Genomic DNA, 21,751 nt, shown 5'->3' with positions numbered 1-21,751 from the left:
AGAAGCTTTGGCCGTTTTGGCCAAAGCTTCTTTATTTTTTGTCTTCTTTTATTTTAATGTTTGCTTGCTTATAAAAGGACAGTTTTTCTTGATTATATTGTTTTGTATATTCATTAAATTTATTTTTTGAAGACTCGATATCTTGATAAGATTGATTTACAGCTTTTACTTTCTCACTAATCGTTTTTAACTTTTCATCTTTTGCTTGCAGCATCGTATACAATTCTTTTTCTAAATTTAATGATTTTTTATAGCTATCATACATTTGTTTAAAAGCATCATAACGGCCTGTATACGCATCTTGTACTTTCTTTGCTTGTTCTTGCAGTTTTTTATCTTCAAGTTCCTTTATATATTTATCAACATCTTTTGTTTCTTCTTGCGCTTTATCTAATGTTTCTTTCTCTTTATCTAATACTTTTTCACGATCTGCATCGTTTTTTATAGCTTGATCTAATTTCTCTTTTACCACTTGATTGTTATCTTTTCCGCCCTCTACAATCTGGCTGTACAATTCTTGTCCTTGCTTTTCTAATGTCTCCAATGTTTTCGCATCTTCAAACATTGTTTTTTCTTGTTTTGCAGCATTCTCAAATGCTACGTATAACTCTTCTTCTGGTTTAGGTCCGAAGCAACCTGCAAGTAAACTCATTGATATAACTGCTACTAGTGCTATCTTTTTATATTTCAACTTCAATTCCTCCTATTTTATATGCGATTATCATGCCAGAAATTTAATGGAAAATGATCTGCTTCATCGTATACTTCGAATTCATACCCCTTTTTACGAAGATCATCAATGATTGTTTGTAAAGCTTGCACTGTTTGCTTTTTCTCATGCATTAAAACAACTTCTCGTTCTTTATTAACGTGTGAGACAACATTTTGGGTTACTCCATTTGGATTTCCTGGTAATTTCCAGTCTAAAGAATCTACAGTCCAATCCCATTCTTTCATGCCAGCAGACGTCATTTGATCACGTAACGCTTGAGTAAGTCCTGGCATACTTCCATATGGACAGCGAACAAGGTTTGGATGAATACCAGTTACTTCTTTCATAATATCTTGTGCTTGTTTCATTTCTTCGACAAATTTGCCTTCTTTATACAGCTTTGTATAATTATGTGTCATACTATGAACACCCGGATAATGTCCCTCTTTTACTAAGCGCTTCACACTCTCTTTATAGGCTGGAATATTTCCACCAATCATAAAGAATGTTCCTTTTATATCATTTTTCTTTAAAATATCTAAAATTTCCTTTTGAAATTCACTTGGTCCATCATCAAATGTTAAATATACTACTTTACGCACTTGACCATTATATTTTTCGGGCGCTGCTTTTTTCATTTCTACGTTTGTCTGTTCACTTGCAAACTGAACGGAATTTTCTTGATTTGCAACTGCTTTTGCAGGAGAAGTAATTGATTGAAACAGAAAAAATCCTGCTGCTACAGCACAAATTGCTATAACAACAATAACCAACCGCTTAATTATTATAGAGCGGTGGTTCGTAACGTCTACCATTCTATCATTCCCTTTCTATCTTTCTATCTCTCTATCTCTATTTGTTCCATTTTACACAGTACAAAGGAATCGATGCAATATTTTCCAATTATTCTCTAATTGTCTTCAAAAGGAAAAGTGTAGAGATCTTTCCTACTCTACACTTTTAATGAGAAATCATTGTGCAAAATATACTGACACATCCATCGTTAATTATATGATGATTAACCACATTTTTAAAGGGATTTGTTACAAAACACACAAACATTGTAACAAAAATGAAAAAAATGTTTCGAAATAATAATGTTATAATTCCACTTGTTGCATATCTCTATTTTGAAATAATCGCATTTGTGCTAGTTCTAATAGCACTTCAAATAAGTCTCCCTCTAATGGATATGTTGCTCCACCAAATATAAATGTGATGTGTACAATATCATCTTGCAACACTTTTGTTAAATTTTCAGTTATTCGATTCATTAATGTTGATTGTTCGTGCCCTTTATCTGCTGCAATAATTATATGTTATAACATTACTTTTTCGAACTGTCTGCACCAATGTTTGTTCTACTTTTAGAACTATCTGCTCTAGTTTTGGTTCTAAAACACTAACCTTTAGTTCCTCCCAATTTCTAATAGAAAACAAATATATACTAACTTTACCTACTTCTCTTTGTGATAAAGCTACTAATTTCCCGAAAAAACTCACCGAAAATTCTCTACTTTTTAAACCTTGTATTCTATTTTTCACTTCTTGTTTTTTATCATAACGATGACCGACATAACAACTTAGTATCATCTGCACAACATAAAGTCAAACTTCCATCAGTGAAGGGTTTTTTCATCCCCCACTTATGGTTAGTTGAACCAATCGGGCGCATGCCAGCAGTTATCTCCCACCTATCTTCTTTGTTTTCTCACAATCTTGAGGTGAGAGTCCTACTGCCCGTTAGTGCGGGATAAAGCGATATTTAATTACTTAAAATAAATTCGTTTTGGTAGTTCCTACCCCATAATTCCTTTTTATCGTTTTATCAACAGGGCCTGCTTTGTTTGCAATGGTCCATACACTTGTTGGTTATGTTGAAATGTATACGTAGCACGAAGAGGTAAAGAAGGTGATATATTGTTACGCTCAGCCTTTACTTGCAATACTAAACATGCTTTTTCTTTTGGCGACAAATTATCAATGCGCCAACGAACAAGTTGAAAAAGAAATTCGTTTTCCCCACTATTAGACGTTAATGTATTTGGTATATACGATAGTTGATCTCTAATCATATGACTTACGCATATACGAGAAACAGCTTCTTTCCCTTTATTATCCACTTCAATTTGAATCGCAATTATATCTTGAAGTTCATAATAAATAGTGTCTGAAAACGAAGACTGTTGTTTCATATTACACACCGTAAGCGTTACTTCTATTTGAGGAGTGTATTGCTTATAAGTTAAATCCTTGTCATTGCCCCCTGACCATAAAGAAGGTTGTATACACAAAGAAAACTTATCTCGATTTTCTAATTCCCCCAGTATTTCACCATACAAATTCACCCCACTCTAATATTAAATTTATAATTTTCACACTCTCTACTTTTTCTTCGCGGCCTCCGACAAAAACTTAGCCTTTTTATATCCTTTACTTTATATAGTATTCGATAAACGAAAGAAAAAATCATTCTAAAAAAGCTGCACATCATGTACAGCTTTACTGATAAAGTTTCATGTATTCTTTTATCTTATACTAATCATAAGTGGCATATGAAAAACTTTCCTACTGATAAAATTTTCACTTTATATATTGTTTCTCATTCTAGTATTTTTTAATTTGCTTTATATTGTATAACAATACATAAACAGTTCTCTGTCCTCTCTAATTCTTACAAGTAAGCTCTATGTCCTTTCGTCACTTCCTATATTATGAATCATTTTCAATAATATGTTTTTAAAAAATATTTTACATTTCTGCATTTCTACAGTTTTTATAATAGGTAACCGATAGCATATTTTTTCACATATATATCGACTAAATAATTTATATGTATATGTTTGTGATCTTTGACTAAAAAGTACATATGTACGACAAAATAATTTTGCCGAAAAAAATTTATTTATCATTTGGTCAAATTTGACTATAATATAATTTATTGTTGATATACAAAGGAGGGTTATGCTTGGAGGAACAAATAACTCAAAAGCAAGCAAGTAACACAAAATTGGTTGTAACAGGATTGCTACTGGGAATACTACTGGCAGCAATGGATAACACAATTGTTGCTACTGCAATGCCTACTATTGTAGGTGATTTAGGCGGCTTTGATAAATTTGTATGGGTCACTTCTGCCTATATGGTAGCTACGATGGCCGGAATGCCTATCTTCGGAAAACTATCAGATATGTACGGACGTAAACGTTTTTACATAGGAGGATTACTTCTCTTTCTAATTGGTTCAATGCTTTGCGGCACTGCATCTAGCATTGAACAATTAAGTGTATACCGTGCAATTCAAGGAATTGGCGGCGGTGCTCTTATGCCAATCGCATTTACAATTATGTATGATATTTTCCCAGCAGAAAAACGAGGTAAAATGACAGGACTATTTGGAGCTGTTTTTGGAACGTCAAGTGTGTTTGGACCGCTGTTAGGTGCTTATATTACTGACTATATTAACTGGCATTGGGTATTTTATATTAATATTCCATTAGGGATTATCTCGCTCTTTTTAATTACAAAATACTATAAAGAATCTTTACAATATAGTAAACAAAAAATTGATTGGGCAGGTGCTGTTACTTTAATTATTGGTATTGTTTGCCTCATGTTTGCTTTAGAACTCGGAGGTAAACAGTATGCTTGGGATTCAAGCGTAATTGTGAGCTTATTTACTACGTTTGCTATTATGATGATTATCTTTTTCTTTATTGAACGAAAAGTGGAAGAACCTATTATTTCTTTCCATTTATTCAGAAAACGTTTATTTGCAGCAAGTCAAGGCGTTGCCTTCTTATATGGTGCAACATTTATTATTTGTACAGTGTACATTCCACTTTTCATCCAAGGTGTTCTTGGTGGATCCGCAGCAAATGCTGGATTAATTTTAACACCGATGATGGTAGGATCTGTTATTGGAAGCCAAATAGGTGGACAGTTATCAACTCGTACAAGTTACCGTAACATTATGATGATCTCTGGTATTTTCTTTATTCTTGGTATGTATTTATTAAGTACTTTAACAGTCGATACGTCACGTACAATGATTACAGTCTTTATGATTTTAGCTGGATTTGGCGTCGGGTTTTCCTTCTCTGTCTTAAGTATGGCTTCTATTCATAATTTAAGTATGAGAGAACGAGGTTCTGCGACATCAACAAATTCTTTCTTCCGTTCACTTGGTATGACACTTGGTGTAACAATTTTTGGTACGATTCAAAATCATGTATTTACAGAGCAACTAAAATCTGTTTTCCCGCCAGAACTAGCAAAGATGGCTCCAAAAGGCGGCGATACAAGTTTCTTATTATCTCCAAATGCGACTGAGAAAATACCGCCACAAATTTTAGATGGTATTAAACATGCACTAGCAACCTCTATCGCTGACACATTTTTATGGGCACTTATTCCTGCAGCTCTTAGCATTATATGCATCTTATTAATGGGAAAAGAGCGACTAATTGTACCAACAAACAAGAAGCAAAAGCAAGTTAGTTAACATTCTTCTCTCCTTCTCCTTGATGAGGAGGAGAATATACTTATTTTAGTAGTTTGATGCTATTGGAGTTGAAACAAAATGAGCATGAAATTAGTCATTCTTGGTTTACTTCTTGAAGGAGAGAAACATCCTTACGAAGTGCAACACATTATGAAAGAAAGACAAATGGATTGTTATATAAAATATGCAAAAGGGTCGTTATATTACGCCTTCGAGCAGCTAGAAAAACAGGGAGCTATCGCTGTTACGCATATCATACGTGATACAAATCGTCCGGATAAAACGATTTATCATATTACAGAAAAAGGGGAAAATCTTTTTCATACTCTTTTACTCGAACAATTTCAAGCGAAAAATCATATATATAAACCAATCTATACCGGGCTTTCTTTCAGTCATTTCGGTGACAATCAATGCATTGTGCCGATTCTTAAAAAGAAAATTGAAGAAACACAGACATTTATAACAACGATGCAAAGCATATATATAAATAATAAGACTAGCATTCCTCGTGCACAGCTTTATATTTTGGAAAATGTTATTGATCATGCTTCTGTTGAATTTCGTTGGCTGAAACAACTGTATAAAGACGCACTAGAAGAAAAACTTTCAGAAATCCATACAGAGTTAGATACTTAAACATCGAAACAGTCACCCAGGAGTGACTGTTTTTTATATTCATGAAAATGGATTTTCTTAAGCGTTTTTTTCCTTTTTTCTTTTTTGTAACCTCTTCCCCTTTTCATTACAATACGAATATATAAAGTGAAACTTCCATCAGTGGGGAGGCTTCATCCCCCACTAATGGTTAGTTGAACCAATCGAGCTTTTACGGGCAGTTATCCCCCACCTATCTTCTTTGCTTTTCTCTCAATCTTGAGGTGGGGGTTTTACTGCCCGTTAATGCGGGATAAAGTGAAACTTCCATAAGCAGGGAGCTTTTCCGCTTCCACTTATGGAAAGCTCTCACCTTACTTCTTTGACTTCTCAAATTCTTGAGGTGGGAGTCTTACTTCCTACAACTAGCGGAATAAAGGAGGTGACACCTTATGAAGGGTAATTTAATTAAACAATACGGATTTTCTGTATACTACCATTCTTATTTACAAAAACAAATCTTATATATACTAATTCTTCGCAGTGAAATTGCTTTTCAATCCCATACATTACAGCCAAATGAACAACTAGAACTACTCTCCTATGACCGGTTACTCTTTCACCACGCTCACGATATATATAAACATATACAGCCTTACTACTGTGTTTTTCCATATACATATCCATCATCACATTGGTGGTGGCATTTGGAAAATTTTTCATGTTAATGTAATTAAATGAATATTTTTTAAAAACTTTAAATATTCATATTTTAAAATAGTAGACAAAATTTAAAATATTATGTTAGAATTTGTTTCAATATCATATACGCTAGTTACATTCCTTTCCAAAAGGAGATAGGTACACGAAAAAATTTATTTCGTGTTTAAAAGGGAAGTTTGGTGAAAATCCAGCGCGGTCCCGCCACTGTAAGTGCAAAGGTTTCTTTCGATATACCACTGTGAAAACGGGAAGGTGATAGAAATCGCTGATGCATGAGCCAGGAGACCTGCCTATTTTAACGGCACTGATAGACTCACGGATGATGAGGAGGTGTTTTTAACGAAAGAGGAGCATTTTCTGCTTCTATATCTACTTTTCGTTAAAGGCATTTCCGAGTAAACGGAAATGCTTACTTATATTTAGGGAGGAAATGACAATGACAATTCAAACAAGTAACTTAGGGTATCCACGAATTGGATTACATCGCGAATGGAAAAAAGCTTTAGAAGCTTTTTGGGCAAACAAAGTGGATGAACAACAATTTGTGAAACAAATGAAAGACATTCGCCTTCAACATGTAAAAGTACAACAAGAAAAAGGAATCGATCTCATCCCAATTGGTGATTTTACATATTATGATCATGTCCTTGATACAGCATGTATGCTCGGATTTATCCCATCACGTTTTTCAAAGTATACATCGGAGCTTGACGTATACTTTGGTATGGCACGCGGTTCAAAAGATCACGTTGCTTGTGAAATGACGAAATGGTTTAATACAAATTATCATTATATCGTTCCAGAATATGAGGAAGGTTTACATATTTCTCTTAAAGAGAATCGTCCACTTCGTTTATATGAAGAAGCAAAACAAGAACTAGGCGTTGATGGTAAACCTGTAATATTAGGGCCATATACGTTTTTAAGCTTAGCAAAGGGTTATAAAAAAGAACATTTTACAAAAATTTTACAAAAATTAATACAACCATACATTCAATTGCTACAAGAATTACAAGACGCTGGCGTACGCTGGGTTCAAATTGATGAACCAATCTTTACATCTCTATCAAAACAAGAAATTGGTATAGCGAAAGAATTATATGAAACGATTCGTAAAGCTGTTCCAAATATATCTATTATGCTGCAAACGTATTTTGATAGCATAGAAGAAAACTATGAAGAGATTATTTCATTCCCGGTTACTGGTATTGGACTTGATTTTGTACACGGTAAAGAAGGTAATTTGCGCGCCCTGCTACAACATGGATTCCCTTCCAATAAAGTATTAGGTGTTGGCTGTATAGATGGCCGTAACATTTGGAGAGCAAACTTGGATGAAATCCTTTCTCTTTTCCATACATTACAAGAAACTATACAACCAAAAGAATGGATTGTACAACCGTCTTGTAGTTTACTTCATACACCTGTTGACAAGACAACTGAAACGCACCTTGTAAACGAATTATACGATGTGCTCGCTTTTGCAAATCAAAAATTAGAAGAACTTACTATTTTACAAAAAGCTCTCGTTCATGGAACAGAAAGTATTTCTGATGAATTACAAACATATCGAAGTGTTCACGAAACAATTCGCACTTCAGCAGTTCGTAATCGCAAAGATGTACACTCTACACTATCAACATTACAAGAAGAAGACTTTTCTCGTTCTCTTTCATTTGAAGATCGCTACAATTTACAACAAAAAGCGCTGAATTTACCGTTACTTCCAACAACAACAATCGGTAGCTTCCCGCAAACACAAGAAGTTCGTCAAACTAGAAAACAATGGCGTAGCGGTGACATCTCAAATGAGCAGTACGAACGATTCATTGAAGAAGAAACAAAAAAATGGATTCAATATCAAGAAGAAATTGGTCTTGATGTTCTCGTTCATGGCGAATTTGAGCGAACAGATATGGTAGAATATTTCGGCGAAAAACTTGCTGGTTTCTCCTTTACGAAAAATGGCTGGGTACAATCGTACGGTTCTCGCTGTGTGAAACCTCCTGTTATTTATGGTGACGTTGCGTTTATTAATGGTATGACAGTAAAAGAAACAGTATTTGCACAAAGTTGTACCAATAAAGTTGTCAAAGGCATGCTAACTGGTCCTGTGACAATTTTAAATTGGTCTTTCGTTCGTAACGATATTCCAAGAAAGGAAGTTGCTTATCAAATCGCACTGGCACTTCGTCATGAAATTAAATTACTTGAATCATCTGGTATTCGTATTATTCAAGTTGATGAACCTGCACTGCGCGAAGGAATGCCGCTAAAAGAGAAAGATTGGGACACATATTTAACATGGGCTGTCCAAGCATTCCGCCTTTCTACTTCTTCAGTAGAAAACGAAACACAAATTCATACTCATATGTGTTATAGTAACTTTGAAGATATCGTTGAAGCAATCCGTCAGCTTGATGCAGATGTTATCTCTATTGAAACATCAAGAAGTCATGGGGAGTTTATCAATACATTAAGAGAAAATCCATATGAAAAGGGAATTGGCCTTGGTGTATATGATATTCATAGTCCACGTGTTCCAAGTATAGATGAAATGTATGTAATTGTAGAACAATCATTAAAGGTGTGCGATCCAAAATATTTCTGGATTAATCCAGATTGCGGCTTAAAAACAAGAAAAACAGAAGAAGTTATTCCTGCATTAGAACATATGGTAAAGGCGGCTGTAAAAGCTCGTCAACTTTTGCAAACAAATGCACGATAATAAAGTGAAACTTTCATCAGTGGGGGTTTTCTTCATCCCCCACTGATGGTTAGTTGAACCAATCGGGCACATGCTAGCAGTAAGCCCCCCGATTTCCTCTGAATTTTTGGGGGCTTACTGCCCGTTAATGCGGGATAAAAATTAGAAAACTACTGCCCTTTGGACAGTAGTTTTCTAATTTTATTAAAAGAACACTAACCTACTTCATAGAACGATGGAAGACCTACTCTGCATTCATAATTAATCATATACTTGTGCATAAAAAACCACTACACCAACGTAATAACTAGTTCTCTTCAAAAAACAATTCATATCTTATCTTATACAAGGCATCTACTGAAGGTTCTTCTAGGGGAATTGCTTGCACAGTCACTATATACTCTCCTGACGGAACGAGAAAATGAAGTTGATTTGCTAGCACGCTGCTTATAAACACTCCTTCTTGTAACACTGTGAATGGAGCTGATACCGTTCGTATTGCTTCTTTTTTCTACAAATTTCTGAGTAAATACCATTACTTCACACGTATAATCAGATAAGGCCTCAAATATAATTGTTCCTTCAGCCTCAACATAGCCTCTTTCAAAATCTTTATCCATCCAATCTACATGCGGAGATGTCATACCTTGATTCATTACTATCAATTGTGCATAAGAAATTGTTAACTCCACTCTTTTCACTCCTTTTTCTATTAAGTGATGCGAAGCAATATATTATTTCACAACAAATTTCACACGTGTTCCATCTGGGTATTGATCTAACTTATTACCAACCCATGAACCAGCACCCCGATTATCTGCGGGATTAATATATTCAATGTGCGCTCCTTTTCCACCTTCTTTACACATCGCCATCGGCCATTCATCACGGTCATAGCCTTTTTTGGGCGGGTATGGAGCTAGCGATTGTTTCCTTCTATCCGCAGCTCCATTTCGATCAATTGTACAAATGTTAGAATGCCCTTCTTGTATTGCGTTCGCAATATGTTTTCCTGTTTCTGGATATCGTTCTTTCGGAAACTCAAGAATTTGGTCGTACGATACCTCTTTCTTATTCTCTGATGCTGGCGTTATCAGAACTTTGTATACTCCAATTAATACAGACAGAATTGCAATGATTGTAATCAAAATACCTTTTACTTGTTTCATCCAGCTTACATCCTCCATTTTCTTCCTCTCTTCCTTTCATTATAACAAACTTCATATTCTTATGTTTTCAGACATTATTCTATATTCCTAGCTTCTTTTCCATCAATAACATGCCATTTTGTGCAACTTTTCACTAAACATGTAGAAAACTTTCAACCTTCCGACATTTTTTTTCAAAGGAAGTATAAAACAAAAAATGGAATTGGTATACATGATACTTTTTAGGGAGGAAATGTCATGAGCGGAACATATAAAACAAAAGATGTCACAAATAAAACGGGAATCCCAAAAAATATGGTTCGTAAATATAGCCAACTTTTAGAACAACATGGCTATTTTATTGATAAAACTGCTGAATCTCGCACGTATAAAATGGATGATTTACGACTATTAAAAATGATTCACGAACGAGCTGCTACATTGGAAGAAGATATTATGGAAACGATTTCATTTATACTAAAAGAAGAAGAGTCTCCACCCGATTCTCCTGCTATTGTAAAAGAAAATACAGACCTACAACTCAAAGAGCAAAGCCTGAGATTTGAAGAATTTATGCACAAGTTAGATATGCTTGCTCAATTAAACGAAGCAATTATTCATCAAAATTCTACCCTTATTACACAGAATCGTTTAAAAGACGAAAAGCTAAATGAATTAATGCACCAAGTATACGTAAAAGAATCAAAACAAGAGGAAATGCTACAAAATCTTGTAGATCACGCAGCAGAAACTGATGCGCTGCAAAAAGAAAAAATGGATTTACTTATGAATCATATGTATAAACGTGAATCCAAACAAGAAGAAAAAATGAACAAACTTATGAACCAAGTTTATAATAAAGAAAGCAATCGCGATGCTCAGCTTATGCAAGTTATTCGAGAAATTCAAGAAACAAAACGATTAGTTGCTGCTTCACAAGAACAAAGTTTATTTAAATCATTTAAAAGTCTATTCATTCGATTTAAATCTGAAAAAACGGGAGAAATGAATAAATAAAAGTTACCGTACCTCGGTAACTTTTATTTATTATGTACTATGTTTTGCACCGCAGCTGGTAAAGTAATAATCGCTTCCGTTCCTTTACCTATTTCACTTTTATATACAAGCGTACCATTATGAGCTTGTAAGATACTAAAGGTAACCATTAATCCAAGTCCTGTTCCCTTTTCTTTCAATGAATAATAGGGTTGTCCAAGTCTCTCTAACTGCTCTTTTGTCATCCCAACACCGCTATCTTTGACACGAATAACAATAGATTCATCTTTTTGCAATGCAGTCACTTTTAAATACCCTTTATTTTCTTGAATTGCTTCAATGCCATTTTTTACAACATTCATAATCGCTTGTTTTAATTTTGTTTTGTCACCTATCGTATATAAATTCTCTGCAATTTCAACCTGTAGATATACACCTCGCATTGCAGCAAAGGAAGACATTAACGTCGTCATTTCAATAAGCTGTGCTGATAAACAAATATGTTCTTTCGTATCGATTTGCGGCCGAGCTAAATTTAAATAGTCTGAAATAATCTGTTCTGCTCGGTCTAATTCGTCCAAAACAAGACGCATGTATTCTTTATTCTTAACATCTTCTGTACCTTCTAACAATTGAATAAATCCACGCACAACTGTAAGTGGATTACGAACTTCATGGGCCACGCTTGCTGCTAACTCGCTGACAATATTTAATTTCTCAGACTTTTGCATTTCTGTTCGTAACATTGCATTTTCATATAAATACTCTGTTAAATACACTTGGAATGTCATCGTCATAATCATAATAAAAGAGGCAAATATGTATTCGCTATACAAATAAGACATCATTGGCGTAAAGCCCTTTTCTAACAACAAACCAAATATTTCAAATCCTAAAGAAATGAGTGTATAAAAAGATGCCAACATAAAAGATAAAACAATTTTTTTATTTTTCGGAAACGCACTCCATTTTTTAGACAATAAAAAAGGGATAACAGAGATACAAATAATTTCTAATAACCGAAACCAGCTTAAACCATTCAGAAATCCATCGTATAAAATAGCCATTACAGCCGGAATTATACCAACTGAACCACCATACAAAAACGCACTAATTATTGGAATTTGATGGAAATCATAATTGCAGGTTTCCCCAACACAAATTGGATATGTCATTGAAAGGATAAGCGTAATTGTTGATAATAATACAATAAAGTAGCGATTGGGCTTTTGAAGCATGCTTTGATAGCGATTTAAACGAATTGCTTCATACAAAAATAACGGCAAAATAATGATAGCAACTTGAATTATTAAATCACGGATAAGTCCCATCCCCTCATCCCCTATATTCATTTTGATACGATTATACCATTTTATTGGCAAATTTGTTTTATTTTTTAGATTATTCTTAATATTTCTGTAAACATTTTGTGGAAATTTATTCACAAATGTTACAACTTTTCAAAATGATTGTAAACCATGTATCAAATTGTCTCTGTACAAGATACAATAAATACAGGTTAAGAAATCGATTGGGGGAAAATAAAATGACAGGAACTGCGCTCGTCTTAAACGAGGAAAATCTTGTTGTACTAGAAAATGTTGAGAAATCGGTGTATAAAAAATTACAAGAGCAAACAGGTACAAACAATTGTGCATGCTCTATAAACAACTCAGTAATACATCTAGGAAAAGTTTCTTCCGTTCTTTGGAGTGAAGACGAAATCGATTGGGAATACGGTTATTAAACAAAAGGTCGCTTTTTAGCGACCTTTTTTATTTGTAGCTTTTCAAAGCGATTGTATGATAAATATGATACAATAAAAAGAAATTTTGCAACGGAAGAAAGGGAGACAAAATGGAACAATTTATTAATCCACGTGTAAAGGATATTCAAATTTCTGGAATCCGCCAATTTTCTAACATGATTCAAAATTATGATGATCTTATTTCATTAACCATTGGACAACCTGATTTCCCAACTCCTTCTTTAGTGAAAGAAGCTGCTAAGCGTGCTATTGTAGAAAATTTTACAAGTTATACACATAATGCGGGTTTGTTACAGCTTCGAAAAGCTGCTTGTGATTTTTTAAAAGAACGCTATAATTTAGTATATTCTCCGGAAGATGAAACAATTGTAACCATCGGGGCAAGTGAAGCAATCGATATTGCCTTTCGTACGATTTTGGAAGAAGGAACTGAAGTAATCTTACCAGCCCCTGTCTATCCAGGCTATGAACCTATTATTCGTCTATGCGGTGCAAAACCTGTTTTTGTAGACGTCCGTGACACAGGATTCCGCTTAACAGCAAAAGCAATCGAAAAAGCAATTACAAATAAAACCCGTTGCATCGTATTACCATATCCATCAAATCCAACTGGCGTAACATTATCAGAAGAAGAACTCAAAGAGATTGTTTCAGTATTAAAGGATAAAAATATTTTTGTTCTTTCCGACGAAATTTACAGCGAACTTGTATACGAGAATAAACATATATCTATTGCAAATTTCCCAGAAATGCGAAATAAAACGATTGTAATTAACGGTTTATCAAAATCTCATTCTATGACAGGATGGCGCATTGGTTTTTTATTTGCACCAAACTTTTTAGCAAGTCAAATTTTAAAAGTCCATCAATACAATGTTACATGTGCAACTTCAATTGCTCAGTATGCAGCAATTGAAGCATTAACAGCAGCAAAGGACGCCCCCCGTATGATGCGTCATCAATACAAAAAGCGTCGCGATTATGTATACAACCGTCTTGTACAAATGGGATTAACTGTTGAAAAGCCAACAGGAGCGTTTTATCTATTCCCTTATATCGGGAATTTAAACTCCTCTTCTTTTGATTTCGCAATTGAGCTTGTGAAAGAAGCTAAGCTTGCAGTTGTTCCAGGTTCAGCATTTTCCGAGTACGGTGAAGGGTACATTCGTATTTCTTATGCTTATAGTATGGAAATGCTGAAAGAAGGCTGTGACCGTTTAGAAACGTTTATACAACAAAAAAACTAAGAGGAATACCCTTTCCCCTTAGTTTTTTGCATTTATACTATCTTTTTTCTCTTTCCAACCATCTCTTATGATAAAAAACCAAATAATCCAACTGTTATCCAGCCAACTAATGTCACCATATATTGAATAAAATTGATTAGTCCATCTAATGCATAAATAGAGAAATAATGAAAACCTGTTGTTAATGATTGGTCTATTACTCCAGCAAGTACTGTCCATAACCAACCAACAATAACCGCAAAGAAATACTTCATTGATTTATCCATCTTCTTCACCTCCTATATATTATTGTATGTTTACCATACAACTTAGCTCTGGGTGAGAAGACTACCTTTATAAATATTTCATTTTATAATTTGTTTAAATTAATCTTATCCATACAATACCATCTTAGATTCTATTTCAATATTTCATTGCATGTTTGACGTTTCATCAATTTATGAGGAATAATAATACACTTTGGTGAAGTTTCACAATGTTCAACTTTATCAACTAAATATCTCGCTGCTTCGTAGCCCAACTGAAAAATATTTACATCGACTGTTGTTAATGGTGGATTTGCTATTTCAGATAATAATACGTTATTAAAACTAACAATAGAGATATCTTTTGGCACGGAAATTCCCTTTTCTGATAAAGCACTTAATACACCTAATCCAATTAAATCATCCGTTGCGATAATAGCTGTTGGCTGTGCATCAAGTGTCATAAGTTCTTCTACCGCTTTTTGACCACTTTCTCGTAAAAAACTAAGATTTAAAACATACTCAGCTGGCAAAGAAATATCAGCTAATTTTAATGCGTCTGCCATTCCAGCGAGGCGATCTTTTGTAACGAGTAGATCCGAATCACCACCGATAAAAGCAATTCGTTTATGTCCAAGTGAAATTAAATATTCTGTTACTTCTCGTGCGGCTGCATAGTTATCATTATCGATATATGTAATCTCTTCTTTTCGTTCATATGGTTTCCCAATGAGAACAAATGGGAAATTTTGACTGTGTAAATATTCTAAAATACGGTCATTCATACGAGAATATAAAAGAATAATGCCACCGATTTGTCTTCCTTGCACCATTTTCACAACACCATTAAAAATCTCTTCTTCCGTTTCTCCAGTTGACATATACAATGAATATTCTTCTCCATGTGCAAATGAGCTAATTCCTCGAATAACTTCTGGGAAAAATGGATTTTGAAACGCTTTACTCGCAGAGCTTGGCATAACAAGTCCAATCGTTTTTGTTGTTTGATTTGCAAGACTTCTCGCATTTAAATTCGGATGATATCCTAATTCAGCCATCACTTTACGAACGCGACGTTTTGTTTTCTCACTAATGCTCGGGTTATCAGCAATTACACGTGAAACCGTAGAAGGAGCAACATTTGCTTTTTTTGCCACATCTTTAATTGTAACTGTCATAAATTTGTTCCTCCTCTCTTTTTTATCTACATGATTTATACAAGTTACCTCTATTTTTATCCCGCTATTGGCGACAGTAAGCCCCCCACTAATGGAAGTTTCACTTTATTCCATTCATAAAAATTTCTATTAATGTAAATCTATATCTATATTCTCCCTCTTCATGTATTGTAAGGGATAGAACCTTATTTTCCTATACTATATACTATTTTTTTAAAAATTACCCTGTTCTTATGTTATATAAACCGATATTCCAATTAAAAAAGATAAATGAGACATAAAGTCCCATTTATCCCTTCGTTCCCCCAGCTGTTAAACCAGAAATAAAGTATTTTTGCAAAGATAAAAATAAAATTGAAATTGGTATCGCAATCAATACCGATCCTGCTGCAAATGTTGTAAACTCATTACCGAATTTTTTCGCTACCATTTCGTATAATCCAACGGCTAATGTATAATTTTCTGGTGTACGCAAAATAATACTCGCTAAAATAAAATCAGTAAATGGACCGATAAAGGTAAACAGCGCTACAACCGCAATAATTGGCTTTGCCAAAGGCATAATAATTTGCCAAAAAATACGAAAGTGCCCTGCTCCGTCCATACGGGCTGACTCGTCTAATTCTTTTGGAATTGTATCAAAGTATCCTTTCATAAGCCACGTATTCATTGGAATTGCACCACCAACATAAATTAAAATTAATGCTAGATGTGTATCAATTAATCCTGTCAGCTGTGCTAATATATACAATGCAATTAATGCTGAAAAGTTTGGAACCATTTGAAGAATTAAAAACGTTAGTAACCCATTCTTTCTTCCGACAAAACGATATCTCGAAAAAGCATATGCTGTAAAACTAATTGACAATACAGAGAAAATCATTGTCAAAACACTAACTTTCAACGTATTTTTATACCAAAGTACATAGTTACTTTGCGAAAGATCCAATAGTTTTCTGTAATGATCCAGCGTTGCATTTTTAGGAATTATACTTGATCCTGACAAACTATCCCCAGGGTTAAACGAGGAGCCTATAATCCATAATAATGGATAGAAAATAATAATACACATAATGAAAATTACGAAATAACTTAATGAAAGACGTAACATCTTCTGTCGTTTTATATTCATTTACATCATATCCTCTTCTTGGAATGATTTTGTTCTTTTAAATTGCCATAAAGCAACTGAAATAACTATTACCGATAAAATCATTGTTAGTGCTGCTGCTTTTCCATATTGAGCTGATGTCATCGTTAACTTATAAATCCAAGAAATTAAAATATCCGTTCCACCTGCATTTTGTCCCGCTACAGCTGGACCACCACCATTAAACAGATAAATAATACTGAAATTATTAAAGTTGAATGTATATTGCGTAATTAAAATAGGAGCAGTCGCATATAAAACGAGCGGCAATGTAATTTTACGAAATTGTTGCCAAGCTGTCGCACCGTCTACCGTAGCAGCTTCATACAATTCACCTGGAATCGATTGCAGTATACCTGTCGTCATCGCGAAAATAAAGGGAAATCCGAGCCATGTTTGAATAAAAATTAAAGCGATTTTCGACCAAAATGGATCTGTCATCCAAGCAATGTTTTCGATTCCAAATAGAGTTAACACTTGATTATTAATTGCTCCAAATGATTCATTAAACATGCCAGCAAATACGAGAATAGATACAAACGCTGGAACAGCCCATGGTAAAATAAAGATTGTACGAATTACCGCTTTTCCTTTAATACTCGGTTGATTTACTAAAATCGCTAAGAAAATACCAAGTGCAACTTGTAATGTCGTTGCGACGAAGGTCCAAATCACAGTCCAAGAAAATACACTTACAAATGTGTCTCGCCACATTGGCAATGTAAAAATATCAACAAAGTTTTTAAACCCAACCCACTCTACAAGTTTTGCAGGAGGAGAATGATATAAGTCATAATTTGTAAATCCAATTAATAGGACGAAAATAATCGGAAGTACAACAACAAAAATTAATAGAAGAAAACCTGGTGAAACCATCAAATAGGGAAAACCTTGATCTAATAAATGATGATATTGTTCTTTCACAGAGTTTAGTGGTATTCCTACATCACGCTTTTTCCCGTTTTGATACGCATCATATAAATTGAAGGCATATACACCTAGTCCAAATGCAATAACGATAATTGCTAAAATACCTTTTACTAATAGAAAAATAGAGTGATCACGAGGAACTTCTGTACCGAGCGTTACAATTCCCCACAACCCGATATTTAACAAATCAGCAAATGCTACAAAAAACGAACAAGTTAATACTAGAAAAATGATACCTTTTACATATTGTTTATTGTACAGTTGCCCAATACCTGGAATAATAGACAACGCCGCCGCTGTTTTTCGGTGTTTTGAACCGTTTACTGCGTGTGTTGGTTCAAAGGATGTTTGCATAGTTCTTCCCCCTTTTTCTTCCCCTTGGAAGGAGGAGAATTCGTGCCTTTTGTTTACAAAAGACACGAATTCTATATTATTTTTTCTTACTATGATTTGCTTCAATGTTTCCTTTAATTTGTTTTACAGCCTCATCAAGTGCCGCTTTTGGTTCTTGTTTACCTGTTACAACTAATTGCAGTGCATCACCAGCTGGTTTCCAAACTTCTTGCATTTCTGGAATATTCGGCATTGGAATACCATTTTCGGCTTGTGTCACTACTGCTTTTGCAGCTTCGTTATTTTTAATAATTGGATCTTCCATAACTGATTTCACTGGCGGAATTTCTTTTGTTTTTTCAAAACGAATTTTTGCATTTTCTTCATTTGTTACCCAATCAGTGAATTTTGTTGCCAAATCTTTGTTTTTAGAGAAGCTTGTTACATGCCATCCTTTTACACCAACAAATGTTTTCATCGGCTGACCATTTGGTAATTTTGGCATTGGAGCTACACCATAATCAATTCCTGCTTTTTCCATCGCCTGGAATGCCCATGGACCATTCATAATAGAAGCAGCTTTTCCTTCATTAAATAATCCATCTGCAGCTGGTCCGCCAGACTCACCAATAATTCCTTCTGGAAATAGTTTTTCTTTATACCATTTTTGAATATATTCTGCACCTTGTACTGCACCGCTATTATTTAATCCAATATCGGCTACATTTGGTTGTCCGTCTTTCTCACCAAATACATAACCGCCCATACCAGCCATAAATGCATTCGCAAAATAGAAGTTATCTCCTAATGCTAAAAATCCATATTTTCCGTTCTTTGTAAATCCTTTTGAAAAATTAAATAGTTCATCCATCGTTTCTGGTGCTTTTGGCATTAATTTTTTATTGTAAATGAATACAGGTGTTTCAATCGCTTTCGGTAAACCATATAATTTTCCATCATATGTTTGCGCTTTTAGTGACAAATCAGTAAACTTATTTTTAACAGAATCATCCACTTTCATCTCAGAAAGTAACCCCTCTGTCGCTGCATCCCCAATTTGATCATGCGGTAATGTTACAACATCCGGCCCTGTACCAGCTGGACCATCAAGACGAAGTTTTTTTAATTGTTCTGTCATCTGAATCTCGACAACTTTTACTTTTACATTATATTTCTTTTCAAAACTTTTTACGGCTGGATCTAAACCAACACCTTTTTTCTGATCTTCCCAAACAAGAAGATCATAATCTTTCTTCTCCTTGCTCGCTTCCTTTTTCCCTGAATCTTTCGGTCCGCATGCCGATAACATACCGATTGCCAAAGCTGAAACTGTTAATAAAGATAACGCTTTTTTCTTCATCCCTTAATACCTCCCCAAATTATGTATATGGTACTCTAATTAATGAAAACGTTTGCAACTAATAGTTTAATAGAAGCACAAACAACTTTTCAATCTATGAAAACGTTTGCGCTATTTGTCTATTATTATACATACATTTATATGTTTTGCAAATATTATTTTTCAAAAAATTTACGCAGCTATTCTTTATATTCATTGACTTTATATGGAATGCGTACTACCCTTATAAGCAATATTAAAATTATATAAAAAGCAATCGTTTGCAATATATTCTTATTTAAAGAACTAGTAAAGGAGAATATTTTATATGATTAAAGAAGCAATATACCATAGACCAAAAGATAATTACGCATACGCTTACAATGAAAAAACACTTCACATTCGGCTACGTACGAAAAAAACGACGTAGATATAGTATCCTTCATTTATGGTGATCCATATGAATGGCAAGATGGGAAATGGTTAACAAAAAAAATACCAATGAAAAAGAGCGGCTCGACGGATTTATTTGATTATTGGTTTGTATCAATTGAACCGAAATTTAAGCGTTTACGATACGGATTCGAACTGAAAAGTAGTACTGAAACTATCGTTTATACAGAAAGAGGCCTTTTCTCTGAAGCACCTACTGACGACGTCGGCTATTACTTTTGCTTCCCATTTATACATGAAAAGGATGTTTTTACGGCTCCCCCATGGGTGAAGAATACAGTATGGTATCAAATTTTTCCAGAACGATTTGCTAATGGAGATTGTACATGTAATCCAGCAAACACTCTTCCTTGGGGCAGTACAGATCCAACTGCAACAAATTTTTTTGGCGGGGATCTCGTCGGCATTATGAATCACCTTGATTACCTTGTAGAACTTGGTATTTCCGGCATTTACTTTACCCCAATCTTTACGGCACAGTCTAATCATAAATATGACACGATTGACTATATGGAAATCGATCCTCAATTTGGGACAAAAGAAACATTTCAGAAGCTTGTGGAAGCATGTCATCAACGCGGTATAAAAATTATGCTAGATGCCGTTTTTAATCATAGTGGATACTTTTTCGATAAATTTCAAGATGTTCTTGAAAAAGGAGAACACTCTTCCTACAAAGACTGGTTTCATATTCATGAATTTCCAATTGTAACAGAACCTTTTCCTAATTATGATACATTCGCTTTTACACCATATATGCCAAAACTAAATACAACTCATCCAGACGTAAAAGAATACTTACTAGAAGTAGGACGTTATTGGGTACGAGAGTTTCACATTGACGGCTGGCGACTTGATGTAGCGAATGAAGTGGATCATAGCTTTTGGCGTGAATTCCGCAGTGAAGTAAAGGCGATTAATCCTGATGTCTACATTTTAGGAGAAATTTGGCATGACGCTCTTCCATGGCTACAAGGCGATCAATTTGATGCCGTCATGAGTTATCCTGTTACAAATGCTCTTCTTTCTTATTTTGCAAATGAAACCATTCGGGCAAATGATTTTATGCATCAAATTACCGAATCTCTTCATTCATATTCCATGAATGTAAACGAAGCTGCTTTTCATCTACTAGACAGCCACGATACACCGCGAATTTTAACAACCTGTAAAGGCAATAAAGAAAAAGTAAAATTACTCTATGTATTCCAACTCTCTTTCATCGGTTCACCATGTATTTATTACGGTGATGAAATTGGAATGGACGGGGGAATGGACCCAGGTTGCCGAAAATGTATGATCTGGGATGAAGATAAACAAGATAAAGAATTATTTCAGCATATACAAACATTAATTTTATTGCGGAAACAATATAAAGCCTTTGGCGGGCACGGTTCATTTCAATGGATTGAAGCCAACAACAAACACAATTATATTTCTTATACAAAAACATACGGAAAAGAAACAATATTATTTGTTTTAAATCCAACAAATAATGAAATTACAGCTCCGATACCTTTTCGTATTGGTGGTAAAAAAATTGTAAATCTGTATACAAAAGAAGAGTTTTCTGCTGAAACAAACTCATTACTAGTTACACTTCCACCATATGGATTTTCCATTTTAACATGGTAAAGCTTAAAAGCCTTGTATAGAAAACAAGGCTTTTACTTTATACCAGCACATCCCTCATCGTGACTTGTCATTCTAATTGAAAAACA

At 34.4% G+C, this 21,751-nt stretch carries 19 protein-coding genes, 2 pseudogenes and 1 riboswitch; of the genes and pseudogenes, 8 read left to right on the top strand and 13 right to left on the bottom strand.

The window, feature by feature from the left end; translation table 11 throughout:
* Positions 1-31: 31 nt before the first annotated feature.
* From ACEWFJ_RS08685 to ACEWFJ_RS08665, 5 genes are all read right to left on the bottom strand, one after another.
* Positions 32-652 (bottom strand): YkyA family protein, encoded by a 621-nt coding sequence (locus tag ACEWFJ_RS08685; protein ID WP_098305799.1) that lies wholly within the window; start codon positions 650-652, stop codon positions 32-34.
* A gap of 56 nt (positions 653-708) precedes the next feature.
* The gene (locus ACEWFJ_RS08680) at positions 709-1,527 is read right to left on the bottom strand and encodes a peptidoglycan-N-acetylglucosamine deacetylase (protein ID WP_473691602.1); all 819 of its coding nucleotides are present in this window, start codon (positions 1,525-1,527) and stop codon (positions 709-711) included.
* A gap of 285 nt (positions 1,528-1,812) precedes the next feature.
* Entirely contained in the window at positions 1,813-1,986 is a 174-nt protein-coding gene (locus ACEWFJ_RS08675; protein WP_473691600.1) for a hypothetical protein, read from the bottom strand.
* A 22-nt stretch (positions 1,987-2,008) separates the two neighbouring features.
* Positions 2,009-2,311, bottom strand: coding sequence for a hypothetical protein (locus tag ACEWFJ_RS08670; RefSeq protein ID WP_473691598.1), 303 nt, complete (start codon positions 2,309-2,311; stop codon positions 2,009-2,011).
* A gap of 218 nt (positions 2,312-2,529) precedes the next feature.
* Positions 2,530-2,907, bottom strand: a complete 378-nt coding sequence (locus ACEWFJ_RS08665) for a hypothetical protein (RefSeq protein WP_473691596.1) — start codon at positions 2,905-2,907, stop codon at positions 2,530-2,532.
* Positions 2,908-3,680: 773 nt separating this feature from the next.
* Here ACEWFJ_RS08665 and ACEWFJ_RS08660 point away from each other — a divergent pair.
* The 4 genes from ACEWFJ_RS08660 (at position 3,681) to metE (ending at position 9,264) form a co-directional block, all read left to right on the top strand.
* Positions 3,681-5,216: an MDR family MFS transporter gene (locus ACEWFJ_RS08660; RefSeq protein WP_473691594.1), complete on the top strand. Its 1,536-nt coding sequence runs from the start codon at positions 3,681-3,683 to the stop codon at positions 5,214-5,216.
* 78 nt (positions 5,217-5,294) lie between these two features.
* Positions 5,295-5,855 carry a PadR family transcriptional regulator gene (locus ACEWFJ_RS08655; RefSeq protein WP_473691592.1) on the top strand — a complete coding sequence of 187 codons (561 nt, stop codon included), beginning with the start codon at positions 5,295-5,297 and terminating at the stop codon, positions 5,853-5,855.
* A gap of 410 nt (positions 5,856-6,265) precedes the next feature.
* On the top strand, positions 6,266-6,541 hold the full coding sequence (locus ACEWFJ_RS08650) for a hypothetical protein (RefSeq protein WP_253630292.1): 276 nt from the start codon (positions 6,266-6,268) through the stop codon (positions 6,539-6,541).
* A gap of 114 nt (positions 6,542-6,655) precedes the next feature.
* Positions 6,656-6,844, top strand: a riboswitch (cobalamin riboswitch).
* A gap of 128 nt (positions 6,845-6,972) precedes the next feature.
* Positions 6,973-9,264, top strand: coding sequence for a 5-methyltetrahydropteroyltriglutamate--homocysteine S-methyltransferase (gene metE, locus ACEWFJ_RS08645; protein ID WP_473691590.1), 2,292 nt, complete (start codon positions 6,973-6,975; stop codon positions 9,262-9,264).
* Between the two features lie 286 nt (positions 9,265-9,550).
* On the opposite strand, the pseudogene comJ reads toward metE, so the two are convergent.
* Positions 9,551-9,935: pseudogene (gene comJ / locus ACEWFJ_RS08640) on the bottom strand (competence protein ComJ).
* A gap of 42 nt (positions 9,936-9,977) precedes the next feature.
* The gene (locus ACEWFJ_RS08635; protein ID WP_098305741.1) at positions 9,978-10,412 is read right to left on the bottom strand and encodes a NucA/NucB deoxyribonuclease domain-containing protein; all 435 of its coding nucleotides are present in this window, start codon (positions 10,410-10,412) and stop codon (positions 9,978-9,980) included.
* A gap of 237 nt (positions 10,413-10,649) precedes the next feature.
* On the opposite strand from ACEWFJ_RS08635, the gene ACEWFJ_RS08630 reads away from it, so the two are divergent.
* Positions 10,650-11,408, top strand: coding sequence for a DUF3967 domain-containing protein (locus ACEWFJ_RS08630; protein WP_473691587.1), 759 nt, complete (start codon positions 10,650-10,652; stop codon positions 11,406-11,408).
* Between the two features lie 23 nt (positions 11,409-11,431).
* Here the strand turns inward: ACEWFJ_RS08630 and ACEWFJ_RS08625 are convergent, their stop codons facing one another.
* Positions 11,432-12,718, bottom strand: a complete 1,287-nt coding sequence (locus ACEWFJ_RS08625) for an ATP-binding protein (RefSeq protein ID WP_473691585.1) — start codon at positions 12,716-12,718, stop codon at positions 11,432-11,434.
* Positions 12,719-12,933: 215 nt separating this feature from the next.
* On the opposite strand from ACEWFJ_RS08625, the gene ACEWFJ_RS08620 reads away from it, so the two are divergent.
* Together ACEWFJ_RS08620 and ACEWFJ_RS08615 are read left to right on the top strand one after the other, a co-directional pair.
* The gene (locus ACEWFJ_RS08620) at positions 12,934-13,134 is read left to right on the top strand and encodes a hypothetical protein (RefSeq protein WP_098305747.1); all 201 of its coding nucleotides are present in this window, start codon (positions 12,934-12,936) and stop codon (positions 13,132-13,134) included.
* 110 nt (positions 13,135-13,244) lie between these two features.
* A complete protein-coding gene (locus tag ACEWFJ_RS08615) occupies positions 13,245-14,402 on the top strand; it encodes an aminotransferase A (RefSeq protein ID WP_473691583.1) in 1,158 nt (385 codons plus the stop codon).
* A 65-nt stretch (positions 14,403-14,467) separates the two neighbouring features.
* On the opposite strand, the gene ACEWFJ_RS08610 is transcribed toward ACEWFJ_RS08615, so the two are convergent.
* From ACEWFJ_RS08610 to ACEWFJ_RS08590, 5 genes are all read right to left on the bottom strand, one after another.
* A complete protein-coding gene (locus ACEWFJ_RS08610; RefSeq protein ID WP_473691581.1) occupies positions 14,468-14,668 on the bottom strand; it encodes a hypothetical protein in 201 nt (66 codons plus the stop codon).
* Positions 14,669-14,799: 131 nt separating this feature from the next.
* Positions 14,800-15,825, bottom strand: coding sequence for a LacI family DNA-binding transcriptional regulator (locus ACEWFJ_RS08605; protein WP_098305753.1), 1,026 nt, complete (start codon positions 15,823-15,825; stop codon positions 14,800-14,802).
* Positions 15,826-16,114: 289 nt separating this feature from the next.
* Positions 16,115-16,957, bottom strand: a complete 843-nt coding sequence (gene malD, locus ACEWFJ_RS08600) for a maltosaccharide ABC transporter permease MalD (protein ID WP_098305755.1) — start codon at positions 16,955-16,957, stop codon at positions 16,115-16,117.
* Positions 16,958-18,259, bottom strand: a complete 1,302-nt coding sequence (locus tag ACEWFJ_RS08595) for a carbohydrate ABC transporter permease (protein ID WP_253630297.1) — start codon at positions 18,257-18,259, stop codon at positions 16,958-16,960.
* 76 nt (positions 18,260-18,335) lie between these two features.
* Entirely contained in the window at positions 18,336-19,598 is a 1,263-nt protein-coding gene (locus tag ACEWFJ_RS08590) for an extracellular solute-binding protein (protein WP_440602687.1), read from the bottom strand.
* Positions 19,599-19,905: 307 nt separating this feature from the next.
* On the opposite strand from ACEWFJ_RS08590, the pseudogene ACEWFJ_RS08585 reads away from it, so the two are divergent.
* Positions 19,906-21,665, top strand: a pseudogene (locus tag ACEWFJ_RS08585) (alpha-glycosidase).
* Positions 21,666-21,751 lie beyond the last annotated feature (86 nt).

The organism is Bacillus sp. EA-CB0995 (assembly GCF_055814245.1).
This window is presented reverse-complemented; position numbering and strand designations above follow the sequence as displayed.

What these genes read in the sequence shown, in the direction of transcription:
- ACEWFJ_RS08685 (WP_098305799.1), bottom strand. Translation starts at nt 652, where the DNA reads ATGAGTTTACTTGCAGGTTGCTTCGGACCTAAACCAGAAGAAGAGTTA.
- ACEWFJ_RS08680 (WP_473691602.1), bottom strand. Translation starts at nt 1,527, where the DNA reads ATGGTAGACGTTACGAACCACCGCTCTATAATAATTAAGCGGTTGGTT.
- ACEWFJ_RS08675 (WP_473691600.1), bottom strand. Translation starts at nt 1,986, where the DNA reads ATGAATCGAATAACTGAAAATTTAACAAAAGTGTTGCAAGATGATATT.
- ACEWFJ_RS08665 (WP_473691596.1), bottom strand. Translation starts at nt 2,907, where the DNA reads ATGAAACAACAGTCTTCGTTTTCAGACACTATTTATTATGAACTTCAA.
- ACEWFJ_RS08655 (WP_473691592.1), top strand. Translation starts at nt 5,295, where the DNA reads ATGAGCATGAAATTAGTCATTCTTGGTTTACTTCTTGAAGGAGAGAAA.
- ACEWFJ_RS08650 (WP_253630292.1), top strand. Translation starts at nt 6,266, where the DNA reads ATGAAGGGTAATTTAATTAAACAATACGGATTTTCTGTATACTACCAT.
- metE (WP_473691590.1), top strand. Translation starts at nt 6,973, where the DNA reads ATGACAATTCAAACAAGTAACTTAGGGTATCCACGAATTGGATTACAT.
- ACEWFJ_RS08635 (WP_098305741.1), bottom strand. Translation starts at nt 10,412, where the DNA reads ATGAAACAAGTAAAAGGTATTTTGATTACAATCATTGCAATTCTGTCT.
- ACEWFJ_RS08630 (WP_473691587.1), top strand. Translation starts at nt 10,650, where the DNA reads ATGAGCGGAACATATAAAACAAAAGATGTCACAAATAAAACGGGAATC.
- ACEWFJ_RS08625 (WP_473691585.1), bottom strand. Translation starts at nt 12,718, where the DNA reads ATGGGACTTATCCGTGATTTAATAATTCAAGTTGCTATCATTATTTTG.
- ACEWFJ_RS08620 (WP_098305747.1), top strand. Translation starts at nt 12,934, where the DNA reads ATGACAGGAACTGCGCTCGTCTTAAACGAGGAAAATCTTGTTGTACTA.
- ACEWFJ_RS08615 (WP_473691583.1), top strand. Translation starts at nt 13,245, where the DNA reads ATGGAACAATTTATTAATCCACGTGTAAAGGATATTCAAATTTCTGGA.
- ACEWFJ_RS08610 (WP_473691581.1), bottom strand. Translation starts at nt 14,668, where the DNA reads ATGGATAAATCAATGAAGTATTTCTTTGCGGTTATTGTTGGTTGGTTA.
- ACEWFJ_RS08605 (WP_098305753.1), bottom strand. Translation starts at nt 15,825, where the DNA reads ATGACAGTTACAATTAAAGATGTGGCAAAAAAAGCAAATGTTGCTCCT.
- malD (WP_098305755.1), bottom strand. Translation starts at nt 16,957, where the DNA reads ATGAATATAAAACGACAGAAGATGTTACGTCTTTCATTAAGTTATTTC.
- ACEWFJ_RS08595 (WP_253630297.1), bottom strand. Translation starts at nt 18,259, where the DNA reads ATGCAAACATCCTTTGAACCAACACACGCAGTAAACGGTTCAAAACAC.
- ACEWFJ_RS08590 (WP_440602687.1), bottom strand. Translation starts at nt 19,598, where the DNA reads ATGAAGAAAAAAGCGTTATCTTTATTAACAGTTTCAGCTTTGGCAATC.